This is a genomic window from Aneurinibacillus thermoaerophilus, from assembly GCF_019603355.1.
Lineage (GTDB): Bacteria > Bacillota > Bacilli > Aneurinibacillales > Aneurinibacillaceae > Aneurinibacillus > Aneurinibacillus thermoaerophilus.
In genome coordinates this window covers 622,130-641,039 of record NZ_CP080764.1, presented here as the reverse complement: position 1 = coordinate 641,039, position 18,910 = coordinate 622,130, and the positions used below count along the sequence as shown (strand labels likewise).

The 18,910-nt window shown below is 44.6% G+C and carries 19 protein-coding genes; 4 read left to right on the top strand and 15 right to left on the bottom strand.

Annotated elements, in window-relative coordinates; genetic code table 11:
* Positions 1 to 173 precede the first annotated feature (173 nt).
* From K3F53_RS03425 to K3F53_RS03405, 5 genes are all read right to left on the bottom strand, one after another.
* Positions 174 to 770: an NAD(P)H-dependent oxidoreductase gene (locus tag K3F53_RS03425; RefSeq protein ID WP_057899799.1), complete on the bottom strand. Its 597-nt coding sequence runs from the start codon at positions 768 to 770 to the stop codon at positions 174 to 176.
* 145 nt (positions 771 to 915) lie between these two features.
* Entirely contained in the window at positions 916 to 2,682 is a 1,767-nt protein-coding gene (locus K3F53_RS03420; protein WP_057899800.1) for an ABC transporter ATP-binding protein, read from the bottom strand.
* A 64-nt stretch (positions 2,683 to 2,746) separates the two neighbouring features.
* Positions 2,747 to 3,271, bottom strand: a complete 525-nt coding sequence (locus tag K3F53_RS03415) for a DUF402 domain-containing protein (protein WP_057899801.1) — start codon at positions 3,269 to 3,271, stop codon at positions 2,747 to 2,749.
* An 87-nt stretch (positions 3,272 to 3,358) separates the two neighbouring features.
* On the bottom strand, positions 3,359 to 3,787 hold the full coding sequence (locus K3F53_RS03410) for a GNAT family N-acetyltransferase (protein ID WP_057900421.1): 429 nt from the start codon (positions 3,785 to 3,787) through the stop codon (positions 3,359 to 3,361).
* A 127-nt stretch (positions 3,788 to 3,914) separates the two neighbouring features.
* A complete protein-coding gene (locus K3F53_RS03405) occupies positions 3,915 to 4,205 on the bottom strand; it encodes a hypothetical protein (protein ID WP_057899802.1) in 291 nt (96 codons plus the stop codon).
* A 460-nt stretch (positions 4,206 to 4,665) separates the two neighbouring features.
* Here K3F53_RS03405 and K3F53_RS03400 point away from each other — a divergent pair, with 460 nt between their 5' ends.
* From K3F53_RS03400 to K3F53_RS03390, 3 genes are all read left to right on the top strand, one after another.
* Positions 4,666 to 5,277, top strand: coding sequence for a superoxide dismutase (locus K3F53_RS03400; RefSeq protein WP_057899804.1), 612 nt, complete (start codon positions 4,666 to 4,668; stop codon positions 5,275 to 5,277).
* Positions 5,278 to 5,405: 128 nt separating this feature from the next.
* The gene (locus tag K3F53_RS03395; protein ID WP_257721574.1) at positions 5,406 to 6,086 is read left to right on the top strand and encodes a Bax inhibitor-1/YccA family protein; all 681 of its coding nucleotides are present in this window, start codon (positions 5,406 to 5,408) and stop codon (positions 6,084 to 6,086) included.
* Positions 6,087 to 6,486: 400 nt separating this feature from the next.
* Positions 6,487 to 7,704 carry an MFS transporter gene (locus K3F53_RS03390; RefSeq protein ID WP_057900422.1) on the top strand — a complete coding sequence of 406 codons (1,218 nt, stop codon included), beginning with the start codon at positions 6,487 to 6,489 and terminating at the stop codon, positions 7,702 to 7,704.
* Positions 7,705 to 7,743: 39 nt separating this feature from the next.
* On the opposite strand, the gene K3F53_RS03385 is transcribed toward K3F53_RS03390, so the two are convergent.
* The 4 genes from K3F53_RS03385 to K3F53_RS03370 all read right to left on the bottom strand — a co-directional run bounded on the left by K3F53_RS03385 (position 7,744) and on the right by K3F53_RS03370 (position 12,053).
* Positions 7,744 to 9,036, bottom strand: a complete 1,293-nt coding sequence (locus K3F53_RS03385) for a (Fe-S)-binding protein (RefSeq protein ID WP_057899806.1) — start codon at positions 9,034 to 9,036, stop codon at positions 7,744 to 7,746.
* Between the two features lies 1 nt (position 9,037).
* Positions 9,038 to 10,438: an FAD-binding oxidoreductase gene (locus K3F53_RS03380; protein WP_156424132.1), complete on the bottom strand. Its 1,401-nt coding sequence runs from the start codon at positions 10,436 to 10,438 to the stop codon at positions 9,038 to 9,040.
* A gap of 142 nt (positions 10,439 to 10,580) precedes the next feature.
* Entirely contained in the window at positions 10,581 to 11,717 is a 1,137-nt protein-coding gene (gene mutY / locus K3F53_RS03375) for an A/G-specific adenine glycosylase (RefSeq protein WP_057899807.1), read from the bottom strand.
* A gap of 3 nt (positions 11,718 to 11,720) precedes the next feature.
* Positions 11,721 to 12,053: an MFS transporter gene (locus K3F53_RS03370; protein ID WP_057899808.1), complete on the bottom strand. Its 333-nt coding sequence runs from the start codon at positions 12,051 to 12,053 to the stop codon at positions 11,721 to 11,723.
* A 225-nt stretch (positions 12,054 to 12,278) separates the two neighbouring features.
* Here K3F53_RS03370 and K3F53_RS03365 point away from each other — a divergent pair, with 225 nt between their 5' ends.
* Positions 12,279 to 13,268, top strand: coding sequence for a metal-dependent hydrolase (locus K3F53_RS03365; protein WP_057899809.1), 990 nt, complete (start codon positions 12,279 to 12,281; stop codon positions 13,266 to 13,268).
* A 111-nt stretch (positions 13,269 to 13,379) separates the two neighbouring features.
* Here the strand turns inward: K3F53_RS03365 and K3F53_RS03360 are convergent, their stop codons facing one another.
* From K3F53_RS03360 to cysC, 6 genes are all read right to left on the bottom strand, one after another.
* Positions 13,380 to 13,616, bottom strand: a complete 237-nt coding sequence (locus K3F53_RS03360) for a YneF family protein (protein ID WP_057899810.1) — start codon at positions 13,614 to 13,616, stop codon at positions 13,380 to 13,382.
* 90 nt (positions 13,617 to 13,706) lie between these two features.
* Positions 13,707 to 14,930 (bottom strand): CAP domain-containing protein, encoded by a 1,224-nt coding sequence (locus K3F53_RS03355; protein WP_220559338.1) that lies wholly within the window; start codon positions 14,928 to 14,930, stop codon positions 13,707 to 13,709.
* Between the two features lie 139 nt (positions 14,931 to 15,069).
* A complete protein-coding gene (locus tag K3F53_RS03350) occupies positions 15,070 to 15,717 on the bottom strand; it encodes an FMN-dependent NADH-azoreductase (RefSeq protein ID WP_057899812.1) in 648 nt (215 codons plus the stop codon).
* 173 nt (positions 15,718 to 15,890) lie between these two features.
* Positions 15,891 to 17,195 carry an MATE family efflux transporter gene (locus tag K3F53_RS03345; protein ID WP_057900424.1) on the bottom strand — a complete coding sequence of 435 codons (1,305 nt, stop codon included), beginning with the start codon at positions 17,193 to 17,195 and terminating at the stop codon, positions 15,891 to 15,893.
* A gap of 206 nt (positions 17,196 to 17,401) precedes the next feature.
* Positions 17,402 to 18,082 carry a protease complex subunit PrcB family protein gene (locus K3F53_RS03340; RefSeq protein ID WP_220559337.1) on the bottom strand — a complete coding sequence of 227 codons (681 nt, stop codon included), beginning with the start codon at positions 18,080 to 18,082 and terminating at the stop codon, positions 17,402 to 17,404.
* Between the two features lie 214 nt (positions 18,083 to 18,296).
* A complete protein-coding gene (gene cysC / locus K3F53_RS03335; protein ID WP_057899814.1) occupies positions 18,297 to 18,899 on the bottom strand; it encodes an adenylyl-sulfate kinase in 603 nt (200 codons plus the stop codon).
* Positions 18,900 to 18,910 lie beyond the last annotated feature (11 nt).

Sequence of the window (18,910 nt, the reverse complement as noted above, 5' to 3'; positions counted from 1 at the left end):
TTTTGTAAAGAAATTTTTTAACATAACACGCGAGAAGTCCCCTTCCTCCACGCCTCCGGCGTAGGTGGGGGAGGTTCATTATCTATTGGATAAGGGAGATGACCAAGATACGTGCATGGAAAAAAGGGGCATCCCCTTCTTCTTCCCTCAAACTACGGAAGAATGTCAATATATCAATTATGATTTATATAGAGTTTAGACACTGTTTCTTTAATACGGGCCAGCATTTGTTTACGTTCATCATCAGATACATGATGAATATTATCTAAGATCAGATGTTCCATTACTTGAATACCGCAATAATCAAGAATCCCGACATCTACAGCGGCTTTAAATGCACTATCCAAAGAGCGTTTTTGCAGCGATTCTTTTGTAGCGGATGCCGTTTCGATGACCAGGGCTTTTTTGGCGCCTAGCAATTTTTCATGCCCATTTTCTGTGTACTGGTAAGCAAATCCGCTCGTTAACACGCGGTCATAATATCCCTTCAATATAGCCGGAGGCCCTGCCCACCAAACCGGATAGATGATAACCAAGAGGTCAGCCCACTTAATATGCTTCTGTTCTTCAACAATGTCTTCAGGCACTTCCCCTCTCTCCCATAAAGCCATCTCATCAGTTGTCAAGACAGGCTGGAAATTCGCCGCGTATAAATCCCGGATGCGAGTTTCCACTCCTTTCGATTCCAGGGCTTTCTGAACTTCATCCCGAATCGCTGAGTTAAAGCTATCTTGATTGTTTGGATGCGCAAACAAAAGTAATGCTTTCATGAAAAATCTCCTTCCTTTTGATCATATTCAAAATAACTTTTCATAAGTTCATTTATCATTTTAATGGATACATGTAAAAGTATCTCCTTCACTCTTTCTGCCAGCCACACCGGGATGTCGATATATCAGATGGGGCAATTTCTACTTATTTTCCGCTTGCCGCTTCCACTCCTTCCAGGTTTTGAACAGTAAAAAGCTTATAATACGCCCCCTGTTTGTTCATCAACTCCTGATGTGTACCTTCTTCTTTAATCTGTCCATCTTCAATCAGAACAATTTTGTCTGCATGCGTAATGGTCGACAAACGATGCGCGACAATAAATGTTGTCCGATTATGCGCGAGCCGTTCCAGCGACTGCTGGATTAAATGCTCAGATTCCAAATCAAGCGCCGAAGTCGCCTCGTCAAAAATAAGAATCCGCGGATTTTTCAAAAACACGCGCGCGATAGCAATCCGTTGTTTCTGTCCGCCCGATAACTTCACGCCACGCTCGCCGATTTCTGTATCATATCCATTTGGTAATTCTATGATAAAATCATGGGCGTTGGCCGCCTTCGCCGCTTCGACCATTTCTTTTTCTGTCGCTTCCGGATTGCCCATCAAAATATTTTCTCGAATCGAATCGCTAAATAAAATATTATCCTGTAACACGACTCCTATCTGGCTGCGCAAACTTCTCATTGTCACATCTCGCACATCATAACCGTCAACGCGCACGCTCCCTTCTCTGACATCGTAAAAACGCGGAATGAGGCTAATTAATGATGACTTTCCGCCGCCACTTGCCCCGACAAACGCGACCGTTTCACCGGGCTCGACTGTAAGATTAATCCCCTTAAGCACATCCTCCCCGTCTTCTGCGTAGCGAAAGTACACATTTTCAAATGTAACCCTTCCCTCCACAGGCGGCAATTTGTGTGCGCCCGGGCTATCGGTCACATCATATTTTTCATCCATAAACTCAAATACCCGATCCATAGAAGCGAACGCTTGGGTAAGCGTTGTTGAAGAATTTACCAGACGGCGCAATGGCGCGTACAGACGATCAAGATACGCATAAAATGCAACCAGCGCTCCGACGGTCAGTTCGCCCTGGATCACCCGATAACCCGCTACCATAATGACAAGCAGCGGTGCAATATCCGTCACCGTATTAACTACGGCAAACGTTTTCGCATTCCAGCTAGTATGCTCTAAAGCTTTCGCCAGAAAATTTCTGTTTCGTTTATCAAATTGCTTCTGTTCATGATCTTCAAGAGTAAAACTTTTAATCACCGGAATGCCCTGCACACGTTCGTGCAAATGGGCCTGCAACGTCGCCAGCGCCTGTGAACGCACCCGGGTTAGATGGCGCAAACGAGAATAAAAATATTTGACCGAAAAGCCGTATAGCGGAAACATACAAATGGCGACAAGTGTAAGCCATCCATCCATGGAAAACATGATCCCCAAGGCAATAAGCAGTGTTACAAGATCAAGCCAAATATTCATCAAGCCGGTATCGATAAAGCTTTTAGTCTGCTCCACATCATTAATCACCCGGGAAATGACCTCACCGGCGCGATGATTGTGAAAATAGCGCAAAGATAGTTTCTGGATATGATCAAATGCCCGGTTTCGAATGTCGTACAATACGGTATTGGAAACCGACTGTGCCAAATATTGCCGCCAGTATTCGATCGGCCAGCGCAGCACCGTAAAAATAAAAAAGACAGTCACCATAACATAGAATAGGTTTTTCATTTTATCGTCGGGCGCTGCCTGCGAAAGCAAAATATCGTCCACTACATACTTTAGCAACAGCGGCATAATCAACGGAATGCCGAATTTCAAAATCCCTACAACGATCGTAATTACAATGCGCTTCCAGTAAGGCTTGACAAACCGAACATATCTTCTTATACTGCCCAACTCATCATCCCCTTTCTATAACTGCCGAATAAAAAACTCCCTTTCGGTGCGAAAAGGAGTTTCATTAATTTTTTAAATGTAGATACCGTTCATACCAGCGTTCTACAAAACCAGGATGAAAAGGGCCTCGGCGTTCTTGAATCCATGTTACAACCTCTTGGACGCCCTTATACACCATGTCAACCACATCCTGGGGATACTGCATACGTCGGCTATGAAGCGCGAACTCCTCTTTATCCAGAATTGTATATGTCATATCCGGATAAACTTTCACATCAAGATCATAGTCTATGTACGTCAGCAAATCATTGCGTAAAGAAAAAGGCGAACCAATATTACAGTAGTAATAAATGCCATCTGTCCGAATCATTGCGATTGTATTAAACCACTGTCCGCGACCAAACGTACATATCGCCGGTTCGCGCGTCCGCCATTCCCGCCCGTCCGACTCGGTGACTCGGACATTATCGTTTCCGCCGATTAAAACCGCATCGCTTAAGTGAAGCAGTAACGTTTTATCCCACGAACGGTGAAACGACCGGTCATGCTTATAGCTTTCGATGCGAATGGGGATTCCGGGTGACGTCATCACGCTCTCCTTCCTTTTCTTGTAATCTATACGAACGCTCCTTCACGTACATTTTTCCCATTTTCGGCGCGAAAGAAGCAAACGCCCTTATTCAGAATCTTTGTTGGGCGTCAATTTTTTCGATAAAGTAATGTATTCCTTCACTTCATACCCAAGCGAACTGTAAAAAGGAAGGACTTTCTTATTATCCTGATTTACCATAATAAATACTCGTGTTACGCCTCTTTCTTTAAATCTTTTTTCCAGCGCCTCGACCAGCTTGCGCCCAATACCGTGTCCTTGTAGCGCTGGATTGACAGCTAATCTGTAGAAATATCCTCTCGTTCCGTCAATGGTTCCTACAATTACCCCGGCTACTTCTCCTTCATATTCAGCAACCATTACTAATTCACTATCCCAAGCCAGCTGCTTTGCCAGTGCATCTAACGTTTCGGTTTCTGTTCGCTCCAATCCAGTTTCTTCCCAAATGCGAGTAATATGTGCGTAATCTCCTAAACGAAACGACCGTATTAGCACACCAACGTCCTCCCTGCTTTTCATCTTCTTTTATTTTACACCACCTATTGATAAATGTCGCTATTATCACTATAGAAAAAGCATACAAAAAAGAAAACCCGCCGTAGACAAGCGGGAAGCAGAGATTTTATTGCATATTTTGCAGTATATGCTGCCATTGCTGATACATGCGCTCGACAGCTTTTTCTTTCTCATCAATGATGATATATCGTTCCATAATTAATTCTTCGACATGGAGAAGTGCCTGATCTAGCTGGTCAAGGGCAATCCCATCGATCGTATTTTCCTGAAGAAGAGCGGCCCGGCGATCATTCAAATCCATTTTCATCCATTGATAAGCGGCAAGGATTTTTCTCTCTTGATAGAGACTGTCATTCATTTCTGCTTCCCATGCTAATACTTCTTCAAAAGGATACATACACATTGCCCCTTCCCCAATCATTTTATTTATACTAAAAATATATTCATTTTTTTTTAAGAAAACCCTTTTATATTCCTTAATTCTTACAATTTTCGTTCAATATTCAGGCTGTGTTTAAAAAAAAGCCATTGCGGTAAAAGTAAGAGAGACCAAAAACTGCGGCTGTACGATACAAAATGCCGCCAGTCGGGGGTGAAGAAATGTATGTAGGACGCAAGCCGGATGAGCTAAGCGATATGTCTATTTCTAAATTGAACGTCGGGGCGATATATCAGGCGACCATGGCGCGTGGGATCATAGTTCACGCATTATTTATGACTAAACGCAAGGGCAAGAAAAACACAATCTTATATTTATTATACATTTTTATCTGTTTTGTATTGAATTATAATCTAAGTACGATATAATGAATTTTGGAAACATATCCGTATACAACCATAAAAGGAGGAGTTATATTATGGCAAAATTTGAATTACCAGCTCTACCTTACCCATTTGATGCACTTGAACCTCATATTGACGCGCAAACGATGGAAATTCACCACGATAGACACCATGCAACATACGTGAACAATCTGAATGCAGCACTCGAAGGACATACAGAATTAGCAAACAAAAGCATTGAAGATTTAATGCGCAACATTGGCAACGTACCAGAAAGCATCCGCACAGCCGTTCGCAACAATGGCGGCGGTCACTATAACCATAGCCTGTTCTGGGCAATCATGAGCCCGAACGGTGGCGGCGAACCGACTGGTGAACTGGCTAACGCTATCAACGAGGCTTTCGGAAGCTTCGAAAAAATGAAAGAAGAATTCGCAAAAGCGGCGGCTGGCCGTTTCGGAAGCGGTTGGGCTTGGTTAATTGTAGACAACGGGAAACTAGCTATCACGAGCACACCAAACCAAGACAATCCGCTGATGGAAGGCAAAACTCCAATCCTTGGCTTGGATGTATGGGAACACGCTTACTATCTGAAGTACCAAAACAAGCGTCCGGATTACATTTCCGCTTGGTGGAACGTTGTAAACTGGGACGAAGTAAGCAAACGCTACAACGACGCGAAATAATGATGCGTCATACACCAACAGACCGTCTTTCCTTTCCGGAATTCGGTCTGTTTTTTTTTGCAACCGACAGCACAAAATTAACGTAAAATAAGGAAAGACTAAAAATAAAAAAAAAGGAGGCAAAAACATTGAATCTTGCAACGGTTGCCGCGGAACAGCGGCGGTATATACAACGAGTATTTTCCTGGATGTTTGCCGGTTTGTTGATGACTGCGCTTGTCGCCTATCTGTTAAGCGGAAATGAAAACGTACTCGCTTATTTCAGCGCACATCCATACGCCTTTTTCATTATTCTTATTGCGGAGCTTATTCTTGTTTTTTACTTATCGGCGCGTGTGCAAAAATTGTCCGCCACCAGCGCTATGCTCTTATTCTTCATTTATGCCGCATTGAACGGCATCACGTTTTCGCTATTGTTCGCGCTTTATACGTCTACTTCCATCGTACTAACGTTTCTTGTAACAGCAGGCATGTTCGGCGCGCTTGCTCTATACGGATACGTAACCAAACGGGACTTGTCCCGTATGGGCTCTATTCTTTTCATGGCTCTTATCGGACTTATTCTCGCCACGCTGGTCAATTTCTTTCTCCAAAGCAGCAGCCTATACTGGATTACGACATACGCTGGAGTCGTTATTTTCTCTGGGCTAACAGCCTATGATATGCAAAAGATTAAAGAAACGAACATAATCGGAAACGAAGATACGGAAGAGGAAACAAAAGAGGCAATTATCGGCGCGCTGATACTATACCTTGACTTTCTTAATCTTTTCCTTTATCTTCTCCGCATTTTTGGAAACCGCGATTAAAACATAACATTCGCAATAAAAAATAAAAGATTAGGTTGAAGTCAATGCTGTTAATCAAAACAAATCCTTGATTTAATTTATGTAATAGTGTAATATCAAATTGATATTTAATGGAAGGGTGACTTTTAAACCAATGATCAACTAATCTTATCCTTAAAAACATTCATCATTTAAGCACAAAAACTTTTCTTGGATAGGATTAGTATGAATTTTTATATATAAAATACCCATTTAATAGCATCAGTCGAAAAGTACTGTACTGTATCTTTTTGTTACTGTTCTGCCTCCTATCCAGAAAAATGGATAAGGAGGTTTTTTATGCTTATATTTGGAAATTAAAGTGATGAAATATGAAATAAAAATAAACGGAAGGAAGGAAACCATATTGTCTTCACCATCCATGGCCAACCTATTTCGCAATCGTTTTGTGCAAGCGATCCTATTATCTGAACTTTTTCTCCAAATTGGCATCTGGGTACGTAATTTCTCCGTGCTGCTGTATGTAGTGGAAATGACAGGAGGGGATGCATTCGCAGTTTCAATGGTTTCGGTCGCTGAATTTGCGCCGATTTTTATTTTCTCGTTTATCGGGGGAACCTTTGCCGACCGTTGGCCCCCCAAGCGAACAATGATCTGGTGCGATGTATTGAGCGCCATATCAGTATTCGCCGTTCTATTTACATTGATTTTTGGTTCGTGGAAGGCTGTGTTTTTTTCCATACTGTTCTCGGCGATCTTGTCTCAATTCTCACAGCCAGCCGGGTTAAAGCTATTTAAAATGCACGTTCCGGCCGAACAGGTGCAAGCTGGGATGTCGATTTATCAAACGATCTTCGCTGTATTCATGATTTTTGGCCCAGTTCTTGGAACGTTCGTTTATCAAACCTTTGGTATTCAAGTTGCGATTATGATAACGGGGATAGCTTTCCTCATGTCGGCCGTTGCATTGTTTTTTCTTCCGCCGGATCGCGATATGGGTAAAGAAGAGACTCATTCAACGCTCCTTCAAGAGATGGCTGCCGGGATTCGTTATGTGCTGTCGAAAAAAGTACTAACGCTGCTCGGAGCCTGTTTCTTCGCCGCCGGTTTGGCGATTGGCCTTATCCAGCCGCTCGGCGTTTTTCTAGTTACAGAACGACTCGGTCTAGAAAAAGAATATTTGCAATGGTTAATGACCGTCAGCGGGATCGGCATGGTTCTAGGCGGCGGATTGGCTATGGTTTTCGCTAAATCGGTCGCACCACAAAAACTGCTAGCATTCGGCATGTTTGTCGACGCGATCTGCATGGCCATATCCGGTATATCAACGACTCCGTGGTTAACATTAACTGCACAGTTTTTCAGCGGTTTAGTGCTCCCTTGCATTCAAATAGGAATCAACACGATGATCTTGCAAAATACGGAAAGTCAATATATAGGTCGGGTTAACGGTATTCTCAGTCCGTTGTTCACCGGGGCAATGGTCATTACGATGAGCATAGCGGGCCTGCTTAAAAATTTATTTTCCCTTGTTGCGATGTATGAAATGGCAGGAATTCTATTTATCGTCGGTCTGCTTTTTATCCTGCCGCTATACCGTTTGCCAGTTGCCACCCAAGAACCTGGAACCGATTCATAGCCCTTCACCGATAACAAACATATTTTTTACTAACATATTTCAGGAAATGCCTGCCGCTTCCGCCAAATATTCAACAAGATGTACAGCCCGCATCGAACCGGACAAATTTTCCCGCTCAATTCCGAGCTTCATTTGCAGAAGACAGCCCGGGTTTGTTGTAATGACGGCGGAAGCTCCTGTCGCTTTCGTATGTTTCATTTTTTCATCAAGAATATCCATCGCTTCATTATAATGGACAATGTTATAAATACCTGCCGAGCCACAGCACATCTGTGCTTCTTCCATCTCCACGAACTCAATGCCGGGTACGCTTTTCAAAAGCGCCAGCGGTTCATTCACAACCTTTTGGACGTTGGTCAAATGGCAAGAACGCTGGTACGTTACCCGCTCGCCAGAGCGTGGTTTCAAATTCTTCAGACCGCCGCAAGCCAAGAGCACCTGACTGATATCCCTTGACTTTGCGGCGAAAGACTCGGCTCTTTCTTTCCATTCCTCCTCTTTCCCTAGCAAATGGCCGTATTCGTGCAGTATCGCGCCACAGCCTCCGGCATTATTGACAACAAAATCGACGTCTTCTTTTTCAAACGCGGCAATATTTTGCTTGGCAAGGCGCCTGGCTTCTTCCACCTCTCCGGCATGCGCGTGCAGCGCTCCACAGCATGTCTGCCCTGGTACAACAATGACATCGCACCCTGCCTCCGCGAGCAGCAATACCGATAGTCGATTAATGCGCTGAAACACAGCGTCCATGACGCATCCGGTAAAAAATGCAACCGTGTACTTCTTTTCTCTTCTCGCTTTTATTCTTACAGGTATTCGCCCACGTTCCAAAGGAGGAATGGCCTCTGTAAAAACGCCAAGATGATACGGCAATTTCTCAAGAGCACCGGAAACGCGCGCTGCTTTTTGCAGCCCGCTTTTTTGATACAGCCAAAGCATACTGCCTGCAAATTTCATTATTCGCTTACTCGAAAACACTTTTTTAAACATTGTCCGGCGCAACAGACGAACCGGAACAGAAAATTTCTTACGCCGCGCCAGCGCAGCTCTGGATGCCTCAAGAATCGCACCATATTCGACACCAGTTGGACAGGCCGTCTCGCAGGCCCGGCATCCAAGACACAAATTCAGCGGTTCCTCTAGAACAGACAAATCGGTAATTCTTCCTTCACCCACCATCTTAACTAGGTTAATTCTTCCACGCGGCGAATGCGTTTCTTTTCTCATCGTAATGTATGTCGGACACACAGGAAGACAGTAACCGCACTGGACACAGCGATTCGTTTTTTCATATTGCAACTCTTTCCGCAACTGTTCTAAAGGTTCGTTCATTTTAGGTCAACTCCAGCTTTTGACCCGGCTCTGGAAAAATTTTGCCCGGGTTCATAATATTGTTCGGATCCCAAACTTGCTTAATACGTCGCATCATGTCAAGCCCGACCGCTCCTAATTCCATCTCCATAAACGGCGCTTTCATCGTCCCAATGCCATGTTCGCCTGATAACGTACCTCCCAGTTCTACCGCTGCTGCAAAAATCTCCGCAATTGCCTCCTCAACTCGCTTCATTTCTTCTTTGTCATTTTTATCGGCAATAATATTTGGATGTAGGTTTCCATCGCCCGCGTGGCCAAAGACGACCAGATGAATGTTATACTTTCTACGGATCTCTTGCAGTCTCGCACACATGTCGGGAATTTTGCTCCGCGGTACTGTAGCATCTTCGGAAATTTTCGTCGGTTTAATACGCACAATGGCCGGAGATACAAGCTTGCGCGCCCGCCATATTTCCGCCTTTTCCGCTTCATTTCCCGGAATGCGGATTTCTCTAGCACCAACCGCTTTACACAGTTCTGCAACTTGCTGAACTTCATCTTTAACCGCCACAGGATGTCCGTCCAGTTCGAGCAGAATGATCGCTTCAGCATCGACAGGCAAATTAGATGGCTCGTAATTTTCCACTGCTATAATGGACGCCTGATCCATCAATTCCATTTTGGCAGGTAAAATACCGGAAGAGAGAATTTTTGAAATAGCACCGCCCGCATCCACAAGGCTATCAAATACGGCCATCACCGTCTCCGAAGCAGGAGGCTTGGGCAAAAGTCGCAATATTGCTTTCGTAATAATGCCGAGCGTTCCCTCCGAGCCAACGATCAGCTTGGTCAAATCATAGCCTGTAACATTCTTCACCGTCCGGCCTCCGGTTCTAATAATTTCCCCTTCTGGAACAATAACTTCAAGGCCAATTACATAATCCTTCGTTACCCCGTATTTCAATCCCCGCGGCCCCCCTGAATTTTCCGCCAGATTACCGCCGATAGTCGAGACGTGGGAACTGCTGGGGTCTGGCGGATACATCAATCCTTTTTTTTCAGCCGCACGATGAATATCCGCGGTCAACACACCGGGCGATACGACGGCGATTAAATCTTCTTCATCAATTTCCAGCACATCATTCATCACTGACAAATCAAATACCATACCGCCTTTCACCGGCAAAGGCCCCCCGCTCAGACACGTCGATTGTCCGCGCGGGTATACGGGGATTCGTTTGCGGTTTGCCAACTTCACGAGCGCAGCAAGCTCTGTCACACTTTTTGTTTGAACAACCAAATCCGGCAAATATGTGCCGAAGGAAGCGTCAAACGAATAGCTGAAAAGGTCGCTTTCATCGGTCAGTACCCTTCCCATTTTTACGATTTTTTTGACTTCTTCTATATCTTCCGGCTTCATTGCCCTTTTTTCATTCTCCATGCTCCCCCCCCCTTTTTTGTCATTCACCGTATCTATTCTAGCCGCCTAAAAATTAAGAGTTCAAAAGCAGGCGCAGCCAGATCCGTTGTCGCATTTCGTTTCTCGCCCTGACTTGATGCGCTTACAGCAAACTTTGCTGAAATCCTTCGTGTAACCCGTCCGCGATTTTTTTATGGGATACAGAAAATGGATAGTGCGGCATTTCTTCTATCAGTACCCAGCTTGCCCGCACTTTTGCCTCAGCGTCTCCTTCCACATCTTCTTGCCCTTTGTACGCGCATATATAAGTGCGTAAATTCCATTGCAAATGCGAAAATACGTGGCTATGCTCCATTACTAATTCCTGAGGTATGCATTTTACTCCGAACGTCTGATATACATACGTGCTCAACTGTTCTCTCGGGTCTGCGTCTCCCTTATATTCCGTGTTTGGAAACTCCCACAAATTCGCTAAAAGCCCTGTTCCAGGACGCTTATGAAGCAGCCATCTCCCATCATTCCGCTGTATCAATGCTACCGCTCGCTCTTCGATCCGCACCTGCTTCGCTTTCTTCTTCACAGGCAATGACTCTTGTATCCCTTTGTCCCGGGCACGACAGTGGTTCGCTACAGGACATATCCCACAACGTGGCGAACGCGGAATACAAATCAGCGCACCCAGTTCCATTAACGCCTGATTAAAAAACGAAGGATTCCGGTGTGCGATAATTCGGTGCACAACCGCTTCGAATAGCTTTCTCGTTTTCGCCTTCGTAATGTCTTCCTCAATTAAAAAAATACGGGACAGCACACGCATGACATTGCCGTCCACCGCAGGCTCCGGCAGCCCGTATGCGATGCTTAGAATAGCGCCTGCCGTATAGGGCCCGACTCCTTTTAGGGCATGCACTTCTTCCGGTGTATCGGGTACTACGCCCCCGTACTTTTCCTGCACCTCTTTTACAGCTGCATGCAAATTTCTAGCCCGCGAGTAATAGCCGAGCCCTTCCCAGTATTTGTATACTTCTTCTAAATCAGCTTCAGCCAGATCACGCACGGTCGGAAAACGTTCCATAAACCGTTCATAATACGGAATCACCGTCTCTACTCTCGTCTGCTGAAGCATAATCTCTGATACCCAGACACGATAGGCATCCCGATCTCGCCGCCAAGGCAAATCCCGCTGCTGCCTTTCAAACCAATACAATAAATCATCCTGAAATCCTTCGATATCAAACGAACCAATCAGATCTTGCTGCCGTTCCTGCTGCTTTGCCATGTATTATTCTCCACTCCCATCTATGTCAACCGGCGCAAACGCCCACATATTTAATCTGTTCGTTCCAGCTACAATACAATCGTTGATACTCTGCCAGAATCCCCCCGAAGTTCCCGTCTCTTCACAACGTTTTCGCTTGATTTTTCGATATGCCTCCACAGTAGGAACGTGAAACATTTCAACAAATAAACCAGGCTGATCTACACCTTCTTGCAATACGAAATTACGCGCGCCAATTTTCTCCATAGCAATCGCTATGTCTTTAATTTTTTGCAAATATTCTCCGCGTTTCTCCGGGATGATTTTATATTCCGCAAACACTTGAATCCAGTTCATCCACATTCTCCTCCCGCATCATCATTCGTTCTTGTAATGGGTACATTAAGACTCTGAACAGCATATAAAAAATATATATTTTATGTTAAATTGCTAAACATTCATATCGTTTTCTTTTATAATAAAGCATAATGCTTTACGCTATCCACGAAAACTGGAAAACGAGAAAGAGTGTAGCGAAAACAGAAGCCGCTTAAGGCTAATACGGAAATTGGAGGAGTTTACTTGGATACAGGTACCCACATTGCAATGGGATTTGGTCTCGCAGGTCTTGCGTATTTGGATCCGGTCGTAGCCGGCCAACCTGAACTTGCCAATGCTGTACTTCTCGGAACGCTGATTGGCTCTCAGGCGCCCGATTTGGATACGGTATTAAAACTTCGCGGCAACGCATCATATATTCGCAATCATCGCGGACGCTCTCACTCCATTCCGGCGATTTTCATTTGGGCAGGACTTATCAGTGGCGGTATTTATACCTTCTTTTCAGGCGTTTCATACTTGCATCTGTTATTGTGGACGCTGCTCGCCGTAGTTGTTCATGTGTCTATCGACTTGTTTAACGCATACGGTACGCAAGCAGCCCGCCCTTTCTCCAAACGATGGATTTCTTTCAATGTTATCAACATATTCGACCCATTCATCATGGCCATTCACCTTATCGGTTTTCTCTTCTGGGCTGCCGGTTTCGACCCAGGACATGTGTTCAGCATCGTATATACGATTATGATTTCCTATATTATCCAAAGAACAATAACTTACCGCAGATTAGTGCGGTTCGTAAAAGCCGAGTTAGGCGAAGAAGGGCACTATATTCTGCTTCCGACGCTTCGTTGGACGCACTGGGGTGTGATCGTCCAGACCGCCTATGCTTCGTATGTCGGCGAATTGCACAACAAACGTATCATCTGGCACGACACTTTTTACCATAAAGAAGAAAATGAAGTTATCAAAAAAGCAAAGCAGGATAATAAGGTGCAAGCTTTTCTATCCTTCACGCGGTACCCGTACGTATATACAAAAAAACGAACGTTTGGTCACGAAGTGCGCTGGATCGATTTGCGCTATCGAACCAAAACGCACTATGCATTTGTTGCGATAGTTCACCTAGACGAACAGTTGAACATCATAGATTCCTACACAGGCTGGGAATACCGCGAACACAAAATGGAAAGCAAAGTTCTTGCGCCGGAATTGGCGTTGGAAAAGCCATAACATAAAAAACGCGCAATCCGTGCCGGATGCGCGTTTTTTCTTTTTTACGCGAATAGCAAAAAGCTGTGTCCAATCGGCCTCGTTCACAGCTTTTATGACAGGTTTCCCCGGTTATTTTTTCTTTTTCGCACCCGGTTTCAGACCAGGTTTCATGTTTTGCATTCTGCGCGTCATCTGGTTTAACTGCTTTTGATTCAAGTTCATTCCCATCGAGCGGGCGATTTGCTGGATTTGTTTCTCATCCATCTGCATATTCGCCATTTGGTTTCGCAAGTACCATACGCCAAGGGCGAACCCCGCAATCACTCCGACAAGCAGCGTAAGAATCGGAATAATATAATCCCACATAAATGCTCGTCCCTTCCACTCTTAATTTTCAGGCAATCACATGATATTTTACTTCTTCCAGCATGAACTTGTCAAAACATAATTGCCTGATTAGGGCGTGAAAAAATGCTGGGTATAGTATGTCCCGTACACGCCTACACCAAGCTTTTTAAAAGCGGGATTCAATAAGTTTTTTCTGTGGCCGGAGCTATTCATCCACCCAAATACAGCTTCAATAGCGTCTGGATATCCCATAGAAATATTCTCAGCGGCCAAAGTGTATTTAATTCCTTGCTCAGCCATTAAATCAAACGGTGATTTTCCAGCGCGCGTTGTATGCGAAAAGTAATTGTACACGCTCATATCTTTACTATGTTTATAGGCGGAGGCGGCCGCCTGATCGCTCCACGCAAGAGCAGGCACTTTCTTCTTTGCTCTTTCTATATTGGTCAGCCATAATACTTGCCTAGCAGCATCTCGATTGACAGTAGCCGTATCCGTCGGATAAGAAGGAATGTTCGGTTTTTTTATATATTGATACGTATAGCCAAAGTATTTCTTATGAACAAGCTCAGTTGGATTGACAACACGTAAACCAAGTAACTTTTTTTTGTCCAGATTGTCATAGTAAGCAATGATCGCTAAGGAACCGGATTTGTACAGCACTTTTTCCGAACTGTCATTTTTAAAAGTAAAGGTAGCCCCGTATAAAGCCCATTCCGGCTTAGCGCTATATTTCAATTTCTTCTCGACTTCGCTGCGCGTGCTCCCCACTTTTACGCCATTATACTGTGTGTCCAGGGTGTTAGAAAACATTTCAATCACATGGCCGTCGCGGAAACCGATCCAATACCTGTCATATACCCACCACTTCGTCTTGTTCGCTCCCGTATAGGCAGCTTTATAAGATCCCAGTTTGGATTTGACAGTATCCCAGCGGTCTCCAATCTCAACTTTAAAGCTCGATGTTACGCTTGCTGTCCGCTGAACAGAATTTGCCTGCACAGCTTCTAGCTTAGGTTTTTGCCCTATCCAAACAGAATGTGTCTTCCCATCATATCCTACTTCTTTGCCAAGCTTTTCTCCGACATATCGCAATGGAACATAGGTGGTCCCTTGGTATGTAATCGTCTTCGGAACTTGATTGCCATTATTTTTATATACTTTCGGATCGCTTGTATCTTTTTTACCATCAAAATAATAAGTTACAGGATAAAAATAGGCGGTAATTTTTTCTTTAAAACCGTCCGCTTCACCTGCGCTCGTCCAGAGCCCGGCCGCGAACGCAGCCGCCAGCGCCAGCACAGAAACCATCAATTTGCCCGCTGCTCTCACATGGCAACAACTCCTCGCGAAACATGATAAAAAAGCGTTCCCAACCTATGTTCTTTTGGTTAGTGAACGCTTCTTCAAATTAAATGGTAGCACCTGTTTTTTCTATTGTCTATACCCCATTCAGCGCAAATAGTACAACTTATGTACGCTGATAATTCTTCGCAAACTCGACCGCCGCTTCGCGTGCTTTGTGCTCCGCCTTAGCAAAGATCTCTTCCGCTTTATCCGGCGTGGCCGCCATTCCCTCCACGAAAATGTGGGTATAATCAGTAATCCCAATAAAACCCATAATGCCGCGCAGATATTTATCTGTGAACTCAAAATCTACGGCTGGCCCTTCAGAATACACGCCTCCGCGCGCCTGGATATGCATCACGCGCTTGCCGGCCATTAAGCCCTGCGGGCCTTGTTCCGTATATTTAAATGTCTTGCCCGCAATTACAACGTTATCAATATACGCTTTCAGTAGCGGAGGATAACTTAAATTCCAAAGCGGTGTTACGAAAATTACTTTGTCCGCCGCGATAAACTGGTCAAGCAGTTCTGTCATGCGGCCAAGCACACGCTTTTCTTCGTCGTTCAGCGCTTCATTCTTTGCGACTTTATCCCATGCGTTCAAGACAAGCGCATCAATGAATGGAATTTCTTCTTTGTAAAGGTCAAGGCGCTCGATCGTATCTGTGGGATTGTGCTGCTGATATGCTTTCAAGAACGTTTCACCCAGTCTCAGGCCATAAGACGCCTCAACCGGCTTCGGATTCGCGGTAATATAAAGAACTTTTGCCATCGTACTCTCTCCTTTTACTCATATTCTATTCATTTTCTAAGCATTACAACTACAAACTAATTATAATTTATTATCTTTAATAAGTAAAGTGTTTTTCTATCAAGAAAATAAGATTCTTAACCTTTATCATTACCTGCCTCTTGCTTTTTCAAATAGTAAATTTCCGGAAATCCTTATTTACCCTGCAATAAACGAATTTCGCGCCAGCGCCCGAATCGGTAATACGCACTTGCACAAACCGCGCTAATCACAAAGCTTGTACCCATGCCATAGGCAATCCCCTGCTCGCCCAGCCACTTGGAAAATACTGCAGTCAGCGGATAACGCAATACCCAGAAAGAGATAAAATTCAGCACCAGAATCTGTACCATGCCGCCTGCACCGCGGATAATACCGTTCAGCACAAAGTTAATCCCAAGGAACGGGTAGAAAAAACAAATCGTGCGAAGGTACAGCGTGCCAAATGCTATCGACTCCGGATTGTCCACGAACCATTCAAGCAGTTTTGCTGCCGTTGCATACACTAATACCCCAATAGCAAACGACACGCTGACAATTAACAATATGCCACTGCGCGCGATACCGCTGACACGTTCCCACTTTCCAGCTCCGATATTCTGGCCGGACATACTGTTCACCGCCGAGCCAAGTGTAACAATAGGCAACATAATCAAATTATCCATACGCTGTGAAGCGCCAAACCCAGCGACCACATTCTCGCCAAACATATTCACTACGCTCATAATCGCCATCATTCCGCCAGAAATCACCATCATTTGCAAACCGGCAGGAATGCCTAATTTAAAAATCGCCAATGCATATGTACGATCGGGGATATGAGGCTTTATGAATGGAATTTTTCCCGATTTCCTCGTGTATATAAGCGCATATACAAACGAAAAACCTTGTGCCACGATGGTCGCAAGCGCCGCTCCTACCACTCCAAGATCAAAGTACATAATGAACAGAGGATCAAGCACCGTATTCAAAATTACGGCCATCAGCACAAACCGTATGGGCGTGCGACTGTCTCCAAGCGCCCTAAGCACTGTGCCGATAAAATTATAGCCGAACAAAAATACAATTCCGATAAAATTCACCTGCAAATACTGAGTGGCCAGCTCATGAATAGCTGACGGTGTTTGAATCAGCGTTAGAATGTGAGGCGAAAAAATATAGCCGATAATTCCAATACCAATGGATAGTAGAGTAAATACAACGACAAACGCATTCAGCGATTCTTTTAACCCTTCTTCATCACCTGCGCCCCTACGCTGGGCAAGAATCGTCAATGTTGCTCCGTTCATCCCGATAATAAATGACAGCATCGTAAACACAACCGTCGCTGATACAGACACAGAAGCGAGCGCGTCTGACCCAAGCAGGTTGCCGACCCATAAACTGTCAATAAACTGATATGACGTCTGTAACACATTCGTGAAAAATATTGGGAGGGAAAAGGCGATCATCTGTCGCATAATATTCCCTTTCGTAAAATCGAAACTTCGCGCAGCCACAAGCTCTCCCTCTTTCTCTTTGTCCCTGTACTACATGATATCATTTGTTTTCAAAATAAGAAGGAAGACAATGTGCGATGAGCGTATAGAAAATTATGTAATAAAATAAAAAAAGAGCAGGAATTCTATCCCGCTCTCGCTCTGTGTAAGCGCACAAAAGATAGTGCTTATTTGCCATGTATGTCATTCACGATCTCAAATCGAATTTTTTTGTCGGTACATGGCATTTTCACTAGGGTGGTCGGATACGTAATCACCTGCGTATACATTTTGCCCGGCTCCGGATTCTTATGCCTTACCTTTACCACAATCTCATCGACGTATTCGGTCACGCCTACAATTTCAATTCCGTATCCCCCATTTGGCTGCTCGCCTCTTGCCACCATCGCGTACATTCCATCCTCATCACACATCGTACCCATAAATTCCTGCTTCTTATGGTCGTCAAACCACCGCTGAATCCGGGAAGATAATTGTGGTTGTTCGCCGCCCGAAGGATAAATCGTTTTAAATTTCAATTCTTTTCCATCTCCTTTTTCTTTCCCTAGATAAATCGTATGGGTCGCCGGGTCATATCCAACTTTGTGTCCAAGCTTTTCCGAAACAAAGCGAAGCGGCACATACGTAGTATCTTTATATACAAAAGAAACAGGAATATAACTTTTACCATTAAAGTATTGCTGTTCTTTATCGCTGGGCTGTATTTTCTGTCCTTCCATCACAAAGCTGACAGGCGTCACTCTTACATCGATTTTTGTCAAGGCGGCATATGAAAAACCGGCTGCACACATCAGCGCTGCCCCGGCAATCACACCGGCCATAAATGTTCTTACCGTGCGTTTTTTCATAAAGCTTCACCCCTTCCTTATATTTGTTTTCTCATCTTTTCAGACGAGCCAAATAGGTGAAACATATGCAAAATGATAACGGAAAACTTATCTTACCCCATTTGTCCTTATTTCACAACGGTAAGTCATGCTATCTAATATAGAAAACTCCAGATTTGAGCAAGTTTATGCAAAAGTAAAAAGGCGCGGCCAGAAAAAGGCCGTGCCCTTTATACTAAATAATGCCTTTCTTCCGCAAAAATGCGATCACTTGCTCTGCGGATTCATCCAGCGTTTTTTTATCCGTCTTCACGATTAATTCCGGTGCTTCCGGCTCCTCATACGGCGAGGAAATGCCGGTAAACTCTGGAATCTCTCCCGTCCGCGCTTTTTTGTACAGCCCTTTCGGATCACGCTTCTCACACTCTTCCAGCGCGCAATTCACATAAATCTCAATAAACTCACCATCTTCTACCAATCCGCGAGCGAGAGCACGATCGGCGCGATACGGCGAGATAAACGCGGTTAATACAAGCACACCCGCATCCACGAACAGCTTCGCTACCTCGCCGATACGGCGAATATTTTCCGCACGGTCTTCCGGGCTGAATCCCAGGTCTTTATTAATGCCGTGTCGGATGTTATCTCCATCCAGCAAATACGTATGCATCCCTCTCTCATGCAATCTGCGTTCCACTTCGTTAGCGAGCGTCGACTTGCCCGCACCGGACAGACCGGTAAACCAAAGAACCGCGCTTTTATGCCCCTTCGTTTTCTGCCGATCCTGCTTCGTTACCGTTGTCCTGTGCCAAACAATATTGGCGTTGTGTCCTGCCATACTTCTGCCTC

What these genes read in the sequence shown, in the direction of transcription:
- K3F53_RS03385 (WP_057899806.1), bottom strand. Translation starts at nt 9,036, where the DNA reads ATGAACGAACCTTTAGAACAGTTGCGGAAAGAGTTGCAATATGAAAAA.
- K3F53_RS03340 (WP_220559337.1), bottom strand. Translation starts at nt 18,082, where the DNA reads ATGAAAAAACGCACGGTAAGAACATTTATGGCCGGTGTGATTGCCGGG.
- K3F53_RS03350 (WP_057899812.1), bottom strand. Translation starts at nt 15,717, where the DNA reads ATGGCAAAAGTTCTTTATATTACCGCGAATCCGAAGCCGGTTGAGGCG.
- K3F53_RS03405 (WP_057899802.1), bottom strand. Translation starts at nt 4,205, where the DNA reads ATGTATCCTTTTGAAGAAGTATTAGCATGGGAAGCAGAAATGAATGAC.
- K3F53_RS03415 (WP_057899801.1), bottom strand. Translation starts at nt 3,271, where the DNA reads ATGACGTCACCCGGAATCCCCATTCGCATCGAAAGCTATAAGCATGAC.
- K3F53_RS03425 (WP_057899799.1), bottom strand. Translation starts at nt 770, where the DNA reads ATGAAAGCATTACTTTTGTTTGCGCATCCAAACAATCAAGATAGCTTT.
- K3F53_RS03370 (WP_057899808.1), bottom strand. Translation starts at nt 12,053, where the DNA reads ATGAACTGGATTCAAGTGTTTGCGGAATATAAAATCATCCCGGAGAAA.
- K3F53_RS03400 (WP_057899804.1), top strand. Translation starts at nt 4,666, where the DNA reads ATGGCAAAATTTGAATTACCAGCTCTACCTTACCCATTTGATGCACTT.
- K3F53_RS03380 (WP_156424132.1), bottom strand. Translation starts at nt 10,438, where the DNA reads ATGAAGCCGGAAGATATAGAAGAAGTCAAAAAAATCGTAAAAATGGGA.
- mutY (WP_057899807.1), bottom strand. Translation starts at nt 11,717, where the DNA reads ATGGCAAAGCAGCAGGAACGGCAGCAAGATCTGATTGGTTCGTTTGAT.
- K3F53_RS03345 (WP_057900424.1), bottom strand. Translation starts at nt 17,195, where the DNA reads ATGCGACAGATGATCGCCTTTTCCCTCCCAATATTTTTCACGAATGTG.
- K3F53_RS03390 (WP_057900422.1), top strand. Translation starts at nt 6,487, where the DNA reads ATGGCCAACCTATTTCGCAATCGTTTTGTGCAAGCGATCCTATTATCT.
- K3F53_RS03360 (WP_057899810.1), bottom strand. Translation starts at nt 13,616, where the DNA reads ATGTGGGATTATATTATTCCGATTCTTACGCTGCTTGTCGGAGTGATT.
- cysC (WP_057899814.1), bottom strand. Translation starts at nt 18,899, where the DNA reads ATGGCAGGACACAACGCCAATATTGTTTGGCACAGGACAACGGTAACG.